Origin of the sequence: Kitasatospora sp. NPDC097691, assembly GCF_040302665.1 — a bacterium.
Taxonomy (GTDB): domain Bacteria; phylum Actinomycetota; class Actinomycetes; order Streptomycetales; family Streptomycetaceae; genus Kitasatospora.
Genome location: NZ_JBEORY010000007.1, coordinates 145,426 through 158,892 on the forward strand (window position 1 = coordinate 145,426; position 13,467 = coordinate 158,892).

At 72.0% G+C, this 13,467-nt stretch carries 10 protein-coding genes and 1 tRNA gene; 8 read left to right on the plus strand and 3 right to left on the minus strand.

Annotation, left to right across the window (positions count from 1 at the left end):
- The first annotated feature begins 384 nt into the window (after positions 1-384).
- Both ABTY56_RS07630 and ABTY56_RS07635 read left to right on the plus strand, forming a co-directional pair.
- Positions 385-1,038 (plus strand): response regulator, encoded by a 654-nt coding sequence (locus ABTY56_RS07630; RefSeq protein WP_502893051.1) that lies wholly within the window; start codon positions 385-387, stop codon positions 1,036-1,038.
- Positions 1,035-2,180 (plus strand): sensor histidine kinase, encoded by a 1,146-nt coding sequence (locus ABTY56_RS07635; RefSeq protein WP_350627445.1) that lies wholly within the window; start codon positions 1,035-1,037, stop codon positions 2,178-2,180. Before ABTY56_RS07630 ends, ABTY56_RS07635 begins: the two co-directional genes overlap by 4 nt.
- A gap of 82 nt (positions 2,181-2,262) precedes the next feature.
- Here ABTY56_RS07635 and ABTY56_RS07640 read toward each other — a convergent pair.
- Positions 2,263-2,346 (minus strand) — tRNA-Leu (locus ABTY56_RS07640).
- A gap of 419 nt (positions 2,347-2,765) precedes the next feature.
- Between ABTY56_RS07640 and ABTY56_RS07645 the strand changes: the two genes are divergently transcribed.
- From ABTY56_RS07645 to pknB, 6 genes are all read left to right on the plus strand, one after another.
- Complete coding sequence (locus ABTY56_RS07645) at positions 2,766-3,632, plus strand: FHA domain-containing protein (protein ID WP_350627446.1); 867 nt, start codon at positions 2,766-2,768, stop codon at positions 3,630-3,632.
- A gap of 46 nt (positions 3,633-3,678) precedes the next feature.
- Entirely contained in the window at positions 3,679-4,245 is a 567-nt protein-coding gene (locus ABTY56_RS07650; protein WP_350627447.1) for an FHA domain-containing protein FhaB/FipA, read from the plus strand.
- Positions 4,246-4,298: 53 nt separating this feature from the next.
- Positions 4,299-5,951 carry a PP2C family protein-serine/threonine phosphatase gene (locus tag ABTY56_RS07655; protein WP_350627448.1) on the plus strand — a complete coding sequence of 551 codons (1,653 nt, stop codon included), beginning with the start codon at positions 4,299-4,301 and terminating at the stop codon, positions 5,949-5,951.
- A 160-nt stretch (positions 5,952-6,111) separates the two neighbouring features.
- Positions 6,112-7,488: an FtsW/RodA/SpoVE family cell cycle protein gene (locus tag ABTY56_RS07660; RefSeq protein ID WP_350627498.1), complete on the plus strand. Its 1,377-nt coding sequence runs from the start codon at positions 6,112-6,114 to the stop codon at positions 7,486-7,488.
- Positions 7,485-8,942, plus strand: a complete 1,458-nt coding sequence (locus ABTY56_RS07665) for a peptidoglycan D,D-transpeptidase FtsI family protein (RefSeq protein ID WP_350627449.1) — start codon at positions 7,485-7,487, stop codon at positions 8,940-8,942. Before ABTY56_RS07660 ends, ABTY56_RS07665 begins: the two co-directional genes overlap by 4 nt.
- A 259-nt stretch (positions 8,943-9,201) precedes the next feature.
- Positions 9,202-11,316, plus strand: a complete 2,115-nt coding sequence (gene pknB / locus ABTY56_RS07670; RefSeq protein WP_350627450.1) for a Stk1 family PASTA domain-containing Ser/Thr kinase — start codon at positions 9,202-9,204, stop codon at positions 11,314-11,316.
- Positions 11,317-11,484: 168 nt separating this feature from the next.
- Here the strand turns inward: pknB and ABTY56_RS07675 are convergent, their stop codons facing one another.
- A complete protein-coding gene (locus ABTY56_RS07675; RefSeq protein WP_350627451.1) occupies positions 11,485-12,321 on the minus strand; it encodes a class E sortase in 837 nt (278 codons plus the stop codon).
- Positions 12,322-12,358: 37 nt separating this feature from the next.
- A complete protein-coding gene (locus tag ABTY56_RS07680; protein WP_350627452.1) occupies positions 12,359-13,462 on the minus strand; it encodes a class E sortase in 1,104 nt (367 codons plus the stop codon).
- Positions 13,463-13,467: the final 5 nt, after the last annotated feature.

A 13,467-nucleotide genomic window follows, 5' to 3' on the forward strand; every position in this document is an offset into this window, starting at 1 on the left:
GCCCGGGGGGCGTGGCGGACGGCTCCGACTTCACAGTGGACGACACAGCTCAATTCCAAACGATCAGATGGTGGGGCGCATCCGCGTACGGCCCGGCGCCGGGCGCCCGCACGGGCCCGACGGACTGACCGGCGACGCCCGTCCGGCCGTCCGCCCAGGTGGGGCAGCGGGCCGAAAAGGGTCAGCCAACTCCATGGTTCCCCACGAAGCCTGAGAATTACGTGAACCGGGTAGCGGATTCCCACCCCCGCCGAACGGCGGGGGTCACCGCCCCCGTGCGTTCGGCGCCCCACCCCCGCTACCCCTACCCTCGGAAACGACCCACGCGGACCGCCCCCACCCGGCCGCCCGAACCGAGGAGGCACCATCACCACCACCCGCGTGCTGATCGTCGACGACGAGATCCTGGTCCGTTCCGGCCTCGGCCTGATCGTCGGCTCCGCCCCCGACCTCGAGGTGGTCGGCGACTGCTCCGGCGGCCAGGCCGAGGAGCACGTCCAGCGGCTGCGCCCGCACGTGGTCCTGCTCGACATCCGGATGCCCGACCTCGACGGCATCTCGGTGCTGCGCCGCCTGCGCGCCCTGCCCGACCCGCCCGCCGTGGCGATGCTCACCACCTTCGACACCGACGAGTTCATCGGCACCGCGCTGCGGGGCGGCGCCGCCGGCTTCCTGCTCAAGGACACCGCCCCCGAGCAGTTGGTGCACGCCGTCCGGGTGCTCGCGGCCGGCGGCAACATCCTCTCCCCGACCGTCACCCGCACCGTGATCGGCGGCTACGTGGACGGCGGCGGCCCGGACGCCGAGGCGACCGCGCTCGCCCGCACCCTCACCGGCCGGGAGCTCGACGTCCTCGCGCTGCTCGGCGAGGGCCTGTCCAACGCCGAGATCGCCGACCGCCTCTTCCTCGGCACCGGCACCGTCAAGGACCACATCAGCGCGATCCTCGGCAAGCTCGGCGCCGCCAACCGGGTGCAGGCCGCCGTCGTCGCCCACCGGGCCGGGCTGGTCCGGCCCAAGCCCGGCGACGGGGCATGACGGCCGCCGACCCGCTGCCGTCCCGACGGCTCCCGGCCTGGTGCACCGCGCCCTGGCTGATGCTGCTGCTGCCCGTCCTGTACTCCCTGCTGGACGCGGCCCTGGTGGCCCGCGACACCACCTGGTGGCAGCTGACCCTCTCCACCGTGGCCGCCCTCGCGCTGTTCTGGCGCCGCCGCTTCCCGGTCACGGTGCTGCTGCTCACCATGCCCGGCACTTGGGTGGAGGAGATCTGGCTGGCCCCGATCACCGCCGTCTACACGGTCGCCGCCGAGCGCCCCCGCCCGCGGATCGTGATCGCCTGCAGCGTCCTCTTCACCCTGGTCGAGTTCTTCCACTGGCCGCTGCCCGCCGACGTCTTCGACCTGAGCCGGGCCACCGCCCTCGACGCCATCCAGGCCGTCATGCTGGCCGCCGGCCCGGCCGCCACCGGCCTGCTCGCCCGCACCCGCCGCGAGCTGGCCGCCCGGCTGGACGAGCTGACCCGCGGCCAGGAGCGGGAGAGCCGGCTGCTGGCCGAGCGGGTGCTGATCAGCGAACGCGGCCGGCTCGCCCGCGAGATGCACGACGTGGTCTCGCACCAGGTCAGCCTGATCAGCATCCAGGCCGGCGCGCTCCAGGTCAGCACCGCCGACCCGGCCGCCGTGACCACCGCCCGCACCATCCGCGAGCTGTCCGTACGGACCCTGGAGGAGCTGCGCCAGATGGTCGGGGTGCTCCGCGGCACCGGCGGCGTGCCGGACGCCCCGCTCGCCCCGCAGCCCCGGCTGGCCGACCTGCCCCGGCTGATCGAGGAGAGCGGCCTGGCCGCCGACGCCGAGCTGAACCCCGGCGACCGCCCCTGGCCGGAGGCGGTGCAGCGGGCCGCCTACCGCACCGTGCAGGAGGCGCTCACCAACATCACCAAGTACGCCCCGGAGGCGACGGTGCACGTGAAGGTCCGGGCGAAGGGCCGCCGGCTGCGGGTCGAGGTGCGCAACGACGCCCCGCCGGTGTACCCGGCCGAGACCCTCCCGGGCGGCGGCCACGGCCTGGTCGGCCTGCGCGAGCGCGCCCAGCTGCTGGGCGGCACCCTCACCGCCGGCCCCACCCAGGACGGCGGCTTCGAGGTCCGCGCCGAGCTGCCCGCCGCCCGCTCCTGACCCACCGGGCCGGAACGATCCGGCGGGGCCGGGCGGGAAACGAGAAAGCCCCGCAGATCCGTAGATCTGCGGGGCTTCGCTGTGCGCGAGGGGGGAGTTGAACCCCCACGCCCTTTCGGGCACTGGAACCTGAATCCAGCGCGTCTGCCTATTCCGCCACCCGCGCATGGGTGTTGTCCTCATTGCCGACCGATCTTCCGAACCGCTCGGTACCATGAGGACTTCGCGTTTCTTCGAGCGGCCTCCCTTTCGGGGCGGCCCTTCCGACGTGGAAAACATTAGCACGACCTCGGGGGCTGCTCCGAATCGGTTCTCCGGCGAGACCGACCGCATCCGAACGGGTGCCCGACGAACGCGTGCACGAGGGGCGGGCGGCCGCTCCGACCGGCACACCTGGCGTGCCGTACCCGGAATGCGTCACCCTGTGTGTCCGAGCCCACCCCCGGGCACCACACGGTCCGGGAACCGTACGGAAGGGCCCGGCGTGGATACGATCAGTACGGAAGTACCGCAAGTAGGCACGACCGGTTCCCCGGCGGAACCCGGCCGGCAGGCAGGCGAACGAACCCTGGAAGGGGGTGCCCCATGGGAGTGCTGAAGAAGTTCGAGCAGCGACTCGAGGGTCTCGTCAACGGCACCTTCGCCAAGGTGTTCAAGTCCGAGGTCCAGCCCGTGGAGATCGCCGGAGCGCTGCAGCGCGAGTGCGACAACAACGCGAGCATCTGGAACCGCGACCGCACCGTCGTGCCGAACGACTTCATCGTCGAGCTGAGCCCGCACGACCACGAGCGCCTCAGCCCCTACTCCGGGCAGCTCGGCACCGAGCTGGCCGGCATGGTCCGCGAGTACGCGGAGGCCCAGCGGTACACCTTCATGGGCCCGCTCCAGGTGAATCTGGAGAAGGCCGACGACCTCGACACCGGCCTGTACCGGGTGCGCAGCCGCACCCTCGCCGCCGAGGAACCCCAGCAGTACGCCCCGCAGCCGCAGCAGCCCGGCTACGACCGCCCGCCGGCCGCCCCGGCCCCCGGCGCGCCGTGGCAGCAGCCCGGCGCCGGCCAGTACGGCGCGCCCCCGCCGCCGGCGGCGCCCCCCGCGATGCCCCCGGGCCCGCCCGCGCCCGCCGGCGGCAACGTCCGCAATCTCCCCGGTGCCGGCCACGGCGGTGCCTCGGTCCGCCGCTGGATCGAGGTGAACGGCTCCCGCCACCAGATCACCGGCTCCGCCTGCGTGCTCGGCCGCTCCACCGAGGCCGACGTGCGGATCGACGACCCCGGGGTCTCCCGCAAGCACGCCGAGATCCGGCCCGGCAGCCCTTCGATGGTGCTCGACCTGGGGTCCACCAACGGCATCGTGGTGGACGGACAGCACACCCAGCGCGCTACGCTCCGCGACGGATCCCGAATCGTCGTGGGCTCCACCACCATCGTCTACCGGCAGGTCGAAGGGTAGTGTCCGAATTGTTCGCGCGCCTCGCTCACCGACTGGCGGGACGGTCATGTCAGAACTGACCCTCACGGTCATGCGGCTGGGCTTCCTGGCCGTGCTGTGGCTGTTCGTCATCGTCGCGATCCAGGTGATCCGCAGCGACCTCTTCGGCACCAAGGTGAACCCGCGCTCCTCCCGTCGCGGCGCGTCCGCCACGGCGGGCGGCGGCGCTCCCACCCAGGCCGCGGGTCGCCCCACTCCTCCCCCGGCCGGAGCCGCCACCGCGGCACCCGCGCCCGCGGCGGCGGCCCAGACCCAGCCCGGCAGCGGACGCCGTCGCGGCGCCCCGACCCAGCTGGTCGTGGTCCAGGGCTCGCTGGCCGGCACCACCGTCGCGCTGCAGGGCCAGACCATCACGCTCGGCCGCGCGCACGACTCCACCATCGTGCTGGACGACGACTACGCGTCCTCCCGGCATGCCAGGATCTATCCGGATCAGACTGGGCAGTGGACGGTCGAGGATCTAGGCTCCACCAACGGCACCTATCTGGACCGGCAGCGCCTGACCGCGCCCACCCCGCTCCAGCCGGGCATGCCGATCCGTATCGGCAGGACCGTCATCGAACTGCGGAAGTAGTAGCGCATGAGGGACAGCATCCCGTCCATGACCCAGAGGGGGGCACAGGTCGCATGACCCTGGTGCTGCGCTTCGCCGCCGGCTCCCACAAGGGACTGATCCGGGAGGGGAACGAGGACTCCGGCTACGCCGGGCCGCGGCTGCTGGCCGTGGCCGACGGCATGGGCGGCGCCGCGGCCGGCGAGGTCGCTTCGTCCGAGGTGCTCGGCTCGATCGTCCGGCTGGACGAGGACGTGCCGGGCGCCGACCTGCTGACCCTGCTGGGCGACGCCGTCCAGGGCGCCAACGACCGGCTCCGGCAGATGGTCGAGGAGGACCCGCAGCTCGAAGGCATGGGCTGCACCCTGACCGCCATGCTCTGGACGGGCCAGCGGATGGGCCTGGTGCACGTCGGCGACTCCCGCGCCTACCTGCTGCGCGACGGTTCGCTGGTGCAGATCACCCAGGATCACACCTGGGTGCAGCGCCTGGTCGACGAGGGCCGGATCACGCCCGAGGAGGCCGAGACCCACCCGCAGCGCTCGCTGCTGATGCGGGCGCTGGACGGCCGCGGCCAGGTCGAGCCCGACCTGTCGATCCGCGAGGTCCGGGCCGGCGACCGCTACCTGATCTGCTCCGACGGCCTCTCCGGCCCGGTCAGCCACCAGACCCTCCAGGACACCCTCGGCAGCTTCTACTCGCCCGAGCAGACCGTGCAGGAGCTGATCCAGCTCGCGCTGCGCGGCGGCGGTCCGGACAACATCACCTGCATCGTGGCGGACGTCATCGACGTCGGCGCCACGGACACCATGAGCGGCCAGTTCAACGACGTCCCGGTGGTGGTCGGCGCGGTCGCCGACGCCCCGCCGTCCTCGGCCGCCGCCGACCGCTCGATCGCGGACACCCCGGCCGGCCGCGCGGCGGGCCTCGGCCGCGGCCCGCAGGGCGCCTTCGGCCCGGCCGAGGGCTACCAGGCCGGCTACGACCCCGCGGCGGGCGGCTTCGGCCCCGCCGAGGGCTACGAGGGCGCGTACGGCTACGGCTCCGCCGAGCCCTCGGTCTACGGCACCGAGGACTTCGACGAGGAGCCGCCCCGCAAGCGCAAGCGCAAGGGCCTGACGATCTCGGTGGCCGTCCTGGTCACGCTCGGCCTGCTCGGCGGCGCCGGCTACTTCGGCTACCAGTGGACCCAGGACCAGTACTACGTCGGCGAGGACGGCGACCACGTCGCGGTCTACCAGGGCATCAACCAGAACCTGGCCGGCCTGAGCCTCTCCTCGGTGCGCGACTCGTACAGCGGCATCCAGCTCAAGTGGCTGCCGCAGGACCAGCGCGTCCACGTGAACAAGACGATCTCGGTCAGCAGCCTGAAGGACGCCCAGTCGACCGTCCAGGAGCTCGACGGCTGGGTGCAGCTCTGCCAGAAGGCCGCCAAGGCGACGGCCCCGGCGACGCCGGCCACCCAGGCGACGCAGGCGACGCAGGCCAGCCACGCCGCGTTCCTGACGACCACGCCCACCCCGATCGAGAAGAACCGCGGCCCGGCCGCGGCGGCGCCGAGCGGAGCCCCCTCGACCACGCCCACCCCGACCGCACCGGCACCGACCGCACCGAGCACGGCCGCCCCGACGCCGAACGCCACTCCTCCGGTGGCCGGCGCCCAGGGCGACCCGAGCCAGTTGACCGAAGACGAACTCAGCCGGGCCAACGCCTGCCCGAAGCAGTGACGTCCGTGATCCGACATAGGACCGCCCCGCGCGGGCTTGCCGGCCGTCAGGGAGCGGTCACCACGTGAGCAGCTACGACCTGAGCGAAGACACCGGCCGGTCCGGTCGGCGCCGGGCAACGGCCGAACGAGCCGTCCCGCGCCGACGGGCCAACACCACCATCTCCCCGCAGGAGGCCCCGAACCGGCGCAACACCGAGCTGGCCCTGCTGCTCTTCGCGGTGCTGGTGCCGGTCCTCGCGTACGCCAACGTCGGCCTCGCGATGGACTCCAAGCTGCCCGCGGGCATGCTCGGCTACGGGCTCGGCATGGGCGCCCTGGCGCTGGTCGCGCACCTGCTGGTGCGCCGCTTCGCGCCGTACGCGGACCCGCTGATGCTGCCGATCGCCACCCTGCTGAACGGGCTCGGGGTGGTGATGATCTGGCGGCTGGACAAGGCGGGCAAGCTGCTCCGGGGCAACTACCCCGCGGCCGAGAACCAGTTGATGTGGTCGGGCCTCGGGATCGCCGGGTTCATCGCGGTGATGGTCCTCCTGAAGGACCACCGGGTGCTCCAGCGCTACACCTACATCTCGATGGTGGTGGCCCTGGTCCTGCTCGCCGCGCCGGCCTTCTTCCCGTCCCGGGAGGAGGACTTCGGCGCCAAGATCTGGATCCGGATGGGCAGCTTCTCCATCCAGCCCGGCGAGTTCGCCAAGATCATCCTGACGGTGTTCTTCGCCGGCTACCTGATGGTCAAGCGGGACGCCCTGGCCCTGGCCAGCCGCCGGTTCATGGGCCTCTACCTGCCGCGCGGCCGCGACCTCGGCCCGATCGTCGTGATCTGGCTGCTCAGCCTGCTGATCCTGATCTTCGAGAACGACCTGGGCACGTCCTTCCTGTTCTTCGGCCTGTTCGTGGTGATGCTCTACGTCGCCACCGAGCGGACCAGCTGGATCCTGTTCGGCCTGCTGATGTCGATCGGCGGCGCGGTCGCGGTCGCCTCGACCGCCGACCACGTGAAGGTCCGCATCAACGCCTGGCTCGACCCGATGGCCGCCTTCGCGCCGCACCCGCCGAAGGGCGCGACCGAGCAGATCGGCCAGTCGCTGATGGCGCTCGGCTCCGGCGGGGTCACCGGCTCCGGCCTCGGCCAGGGCCGGTCCTGGCTGATCGCCTTCGCCGCCAAGAGCGACTTCATCCTGGGCTCCTTCGGCGAGGAGCTCGGGCTCACCGGCCTGATGGCGATCTTCCTGCTGTACGCGCTGCTGGTCCAGCGCGGCCTGCGCACCGCGATAGCCGCCCGCGACCCCTTCGGCAAGCTGTTCGCGGTCGGCCTCTCCTCGGCGATGGCGATCCAGGTGTTCGTCGTGGCCGGCGGTGTGACCGGGCTGATCCCGCTGACCGGTATGACCATGCCGTTCCTCGCCCAGGGCGGTTCGTCCGTGGTCGCCAACTGGGCACTGGTGGCGATCCTGCTGAAGATCAGCGACAGCGCCCGCCGCCCCGGGGCCGAACCGGCCCCGGCCACCGAGGGCCAGGGAGGACCCGCCCGATGAACAAGCCGATCCGACGGGTCTCGATCTTCTGCCTCGTGCTGATCCTGGCCCTGATGGTGCGCACCAACTGGGTGCAGGGCGTCCAGGCCGACTCCTGGGCGAACAACAAGAACAACAAGCGCCAGCTGTACGACCGCTACGCCCACCCGCGCGGCAACATCATCGTCAGCGGCCAGCCGGTCACGAAGTCCGACTTCGTCAACGGCCTGCGCTACAAGTACAAGCGCTCCTGGGTCGACGGCCAGATGTACGCCCCGGTGACCGGCTACTCCTCCCAGGTCTTCGGCTCCAGCCAGCTGGAGAACCTGGAGGAGGGCATCCTCTCCGGCACCGACGACCGGCTGTTCTTCCGCAACACCCTGGACATGCTGACCGGCGAGCAGAAGCGCGGCGGCGACGTCGTCACCACCATCGACGCCAAGGTGCAGAAGGCCGCCTTCGACGGCCTGGGCGGCAAGAAGGGCGCGGCGGTCGCGATCGACCCGAAGACCGGCGCGATCCTGGCGCTGGTCTCCACCCCGTCCTACGACCCGGGCGCCTTCTCCGGCAGCGACTCGGCCGACTCCAAGGCCTGGACCGACCTCAACGCGGACCCGAACAAGCCGATGCTCAACCGGGCGCTGAAGGAGACCTATCCGCCCGGCTCGACCTTCAAGCTGGTCACCGCGACCGCGGCGTTCGAGAACGGCCTCTACCAGAACGTCGACGACGCCACGTCGACCCCGGAGCCGTACACCCTGCCCAACACCAACACGCAGCTGAAGAACGAGAGCCCGTACGAGCGCTGCGAGAACGCCACCGTGAAGTCCGGGATGGACCAGTCCTGCAACACGGTGTTCGCCAAGATGGGCGCGGACCTCGGCAAGGAGAAGATGCGGGCGCAGGCCGAGAAGTTCGGCTTCAACAGCACCGTCGACACCCCGGTCCGCTCCGAGAAGAGCATCTTCCCGGACAGCCCCAGCCTGGACGGCACCGCGCAGGACTCGATCGGCCAGCACGACACCCGCGCCACCCCGCTGCAGATGGCCATGGTCTCCGCCGCGATCGCCAACAACGGCAGCCTGATGCAGCCGTACCTGGTCGACCAGGAGCGCTCGGCCTCGCTGACCACCATCTCCAAGCACACCGAGAAGCAGTTCTCCCAGGCGATGAGCCCGACCACCGCGGCGAAGATGCAGGACCTGATGGTCTCGGTGGTCGAGAACGGCACCGGCACCAACGCCAAGATCCCCGGGATCCAGGTCGGCGGCAAGACCGGCACCGCGCAGCACGGCGAGGACAACGCCGGACTGCCCTTCGCCTGGTTCACCTCCTGGGCCAAGGCCTCGGACGGCCGGTCGGTCGCGGTCGCGGTGGTCGTCGAGGACGGCTCCCAGAACCGTGACGGCATCAGCGGCGGCCGGCTCGCGGCCCCGATTGCCAAGGCGGTGATGCAGGCCGCACTCGGCAAGTAAGGAGCCGGTCCGGAGTGAGGGGAATGTCACGATCGAAACCCCGGTCCGGATACCGGTCTGATATCGGCCGACGGCTGACTCCGGTCCGATGGGGTGCGACCGGTAGCGTATCCGCCAGCAGCGGGTGTGCCCGTTGCCGCCCGCGAGGCACCGCACGGCCCGGCCGGAGAACCGGTCGCGGACCGCGCGGCGTCACCCAGAGCGTGCGGGGACACCTACGTCACAACCTCACCGGCGGGTGAGGGAGAGGGTCGGAACTATGGAAGAGCCTCGTCGCCTAGGCGGCAGGTACGAGCTGGGCGGCGTCCTCGGACGCGGCGGCATGGCCGAGGTCTACCTCGCCCATGACACCCGGCTCGGCCGTTCCGTCGCCGTGAAGACGCTCCGGGCCGACATGGCCCGGGATCCGTCGTTCCAGGCCCGCTTCCGCCGTGAGGCGCAGTCGGCGGCGTCCCTGAACCACCCCGCGATCGTCGCCGTGTACGACACGGGCGAGGACTACATCGACGGCATCTCCATCCCGTACATCGTGATGGAGTACGTCGAGGGGTCGACCCTGCGCGAGCTGCTGCACTCCGGCCGCCGGCTGCTGCCGGAGCGCGCGCTGGAGATGACCATCGGCATCCTCCAGGCCCTGGAGTACTCGCACCGGGCCGGCATCGTGCACCGCGACATCAAGCCCGCCAACGTGATGCTGACCCGGCAGGGCAACGTCAAGGTGATGGACTTCGGCATCGCCCGTGCGATGGGTGACGCCGGGATGACGATGACGCAGACCTCGGCCGTCATCGGCACCGCCCAGTACCTCTCCCCCGAGCAGGCCAAGGGCGAGCAGGTCGACGCCCGCTCCGACCTCTACTCCACTGGCTGCCTGCTCTACGAGCTGCTGACCGTCCGCCCGCCGTTCGTCGGCGACTCGCCGGTCGCGGTGGCCTACCAGCACGTCCGGGAGGAGCCGCAGCCGCCGTCGGTCTTCGATCCCGAGGTGCGGCCCGAGATCGACGCGATCGTGCTGAAGGCGCTCGCCAAGGAGCGGGACTACCGCTACCAGAGCGCCGACGAGATGCGCGACGACATCGAGCGCTTCCTCGACGGCCTGCCGGTGGCCGCCGCCCAGCAGGCCGCCTACGGCATGGGCGCGGCCGGCTACGGCTACGACCAGAACGGTTACCCGCAGCCGCACGACCCGTACGGCCAGACCAACGTGCTGCCGCAGCAGCCCGGCGGCGGCCCGACCACCGTCCTGCCGCAGGCCTCCGGGCAGCCCGGCTACGGGCAGCAGGGCGGCTACCCGGACGACGGCTACGGCCAGACCTACGCCGGCGCGGGCGGCAACGACGGCTACGACGACGGCCAGGGCCGCGGCGGCCGGCGCGGCGACCAGCCGAAGAAGAGCAACACCTCCTGGATCGTGCTGGCGGTGGCCGCCGTGCTGGTCCTGGTCGGCACCTTCTTCGTGGCCCAGGCGATGTTCAGCGACAAGGGCGCCAAGGATGCCGCGAAGATCGCGGCGCCGAACCTGGTCGGCAAGAGCCTGGCCGACGCCAAGACGGCCGCCGCCGCGGCCGGAGCCAAGCTGGTGGTGACCGAGGGCGACAAGATCGCCTGCCCGGACGCCGCCGTCAAGAAGGACCAGGTCTGCACCCAGACCCCGACGCCCGGCACCCAGGTGGCCGAGACCGCGACCATCACGGTGCAGGTCTCCTCCGGCCCGGCGAAGGCGACCGTGCCGCCCGTGGTCGGCAAGACCAAGGACCAGGCGCTGCAGGCCCTGGCCGCGGCCGGCTTCACCAACGTCGGCGCCCCCGAGTACAAGGACGACGACACCGCCGCGCAGGACACCGTCACCGCCCAGGACCCGCCGGCCGGTGGGAGCGCCGACCCGACCGCCCCGATCAAGCTGACGGTCTCGCAGGGCAAGAGCAAGATCAACGTCCCGAACGTGGTCGGTGCCCAGAAGGACGACGCGCAGAACCAGCTGCAGACCGCGGGATTCCAGGTCGACGCCTCGAAGACCACGCCGACCAACGACCCGACCAAGGTCAACACCGTCGCCTCGCAGTCGGTCCAGCCCAACACCAAGGTCCCGGCCAACACCAAGATCGCGCTGACGATCTTCAAGGCCCCGGACAAGTCGCAGGTCCCGCCGCTGCAGAACCAGAAGCTGTCGGACGCCATCGCCCAGCTCGCGAAGGTCAACCTCGGCTACACCGTGGTCAGCGGCCCGTCGGACCCGAACGCGATCGTCCAGATGAGCAACCCGGGCGCCGGCACCATGCTCGACCCGAACACCCAGGTCCAGCTCTTCACGAAGCCGGCCGATCCGGCCAAAGGGGGCGACCCCACCACCCCACCCGCCAAAGGAGACCACTAGGCCTCCGATCTTCCCCTGGTTCGGCTGAACCGGGGAGCCGGAGCCCGGTAGCACCGGACAGCGAAGCCAGAGGGCCCGCCGCAGCGCATGCGGCGGGCCCTCGGGCGTTCCCGCTCCTCCTCCCGCCCTCCTGCACGCCGGGCGGTCCGGACGAACCGTCAGGCGGCCTCAGGAGTGCCGCAGCTCCGGCGGCGGGGTGCGCTTGGCGTCCATGTCGTCCACCCGCACCAGGCTCCCCCAGACCGCCATCCGGTACCGCGAGGTGTAGACCGGCGTGCAGGTGGTCAGGGTGATGTAGCGGCCGGGGGCGGTGTAGCCGGAACTCACCGGGACGGGCGCCACGATGCCGGTGTCGAACTTGGAGGTCTCCGGCAGGGTGTTGTCGACCTTGTAGACGTACCACTTGTCCTTGGTCTCGACGACGACCGCGTCGCCCCGGTGGACGGCGTCCAGGTCGTGGAACTTGGCGCCGTGGCCGTCCCGGTGGGCGGCCAGCGCGAAGTTGCCGGCCTGGTCCCAGGGCATCGCGGCCTTGTAGGGCTGCTCGTAGACGCCCGCCACGCCCTCGTCCAGGACCTCGGTGGAGGTGCCCATCCGGATCAGCACCTGGAAGTCCCTGCCCATCGCCGGGACGTGCAGGAAGCCGACGTCGTCCCCGACCGCGAACTGCGTCGCCGCGGGCGGGGCGCCGGGGGCGGGAGCGGGGACGGGGGCGGGGGTGCCGCCGGGGGCGGCCGAGGGGGCCGCCGTCGCGGTCGGGCCCGCGGCCCAGGAGCTGCGCAGCCGGTCGGAGGCCTCCGACGCCGCGCGGTCGGCCTGCACGTTGGTCCACCACAGCGAGTAGGTCACGAACAGGCCGAGCACCAGGCCCAGGGTGATCAGCAGCTCGCCGAACACCCCGAGCGCGGCCAGCGCCCGGCTCCGCCCCCGCCCGGTCGCCCGCCCGGTCGGGGGGAAGGCGTCCTGCCCCGGTTCGGTCGACCGGGCGGTCTCGTCGTCCTGCATGTGCGGTGGTCCCCCTCCGGGCCGGGCGTCCGGGCGGCTACCCGCCCGTGATCGCGGCCGGCTTGCCTTGGCTGCGCGGCCGTTCCTCGATCATCTTCCCAAAGACGATGAGACGGAACTTGGAGGTGAACTCGGGGGTGCAGGTGGTCAACGTGATGTAGCGGCCGGGGCCGGTGTAACCGGAGCCGTTCGGCACCGGCTTGATCACGCTCACGTTGCTGGGGGACGTCTCCGGGATGCCCCCGGTGATCTCGTAGGTGTAGTACCCGGCGGCGGTCTCCACCACGACCTTGTCGCCCTTGGAGAGCTGGTTGATGTACCGGAACGGCTCGCCGTGGGTGTTGCGGTGGGCGGCCAGCGCGAAGTTGCCCGCCTTGTCGCCCGGCATCGCGGTGCCGGTGTAGTGGCCGACCAGGCCCTTGTCGAGCACCGCCGACTTGGAGGTGCCCTCGGCGATCGGGAACTTCAGCCCCAGCTTGGGCAGGTAGACGATGGCGAAGCCCTTGCCCGGCTCGAACACCTCGGGCTTGTTCGGGTCCGGAGCCGGCTGCCCCGGCTGGGCGGGCGCCTGGGCCGCGTCGAACTGCTGCTCCAGCTGGTCGCGGGCGCCGGAAGCGGCCGCGTCGGCCTGCACGTTGGTCCACCAGAGCTGGTAGGCGACGAACAGCAGCATCACCAGGCCGAGCGTTATGCACAGTTCGCCGACGGCCCGGGCGGTCACGACGAGCGCGGACTCCTTGGGGCGCGCCCGTCCCGCGGACCGGCCCCTCGCCCGCCGACGCCCGTTGCCCGACCGGATCGCCGTACGGCCCTGGGCGGCCCGGCGGCGCTCGGCCCGGCCGCCGGTCGGCGGGGCCGGCTCGGTTGCCGACGCCCCGGCCCCGACGGGCAGCCGCAGCTGGAGGGTCTGGTCGGGCAGCCAGGGGTACTCGGGCCCGCCCTCAAGGGGCTCCTCGGCCTGCTCGTACACGCCCCAGGCGTCCTCGTCCCCGGTCCGGACCGGGGACTCCTGCGGGTACGGGGCGGCGCCGGCAGCGCCGTACTGCGGGCTCGCGTACGGCTGGGCGCCGTCGAACTGCCGCGCGCCGCCGTACGGGTCCGCCTCCGGCTGGTAACGCCCCTCCGGACGCAGCGTGGTCACGCCGC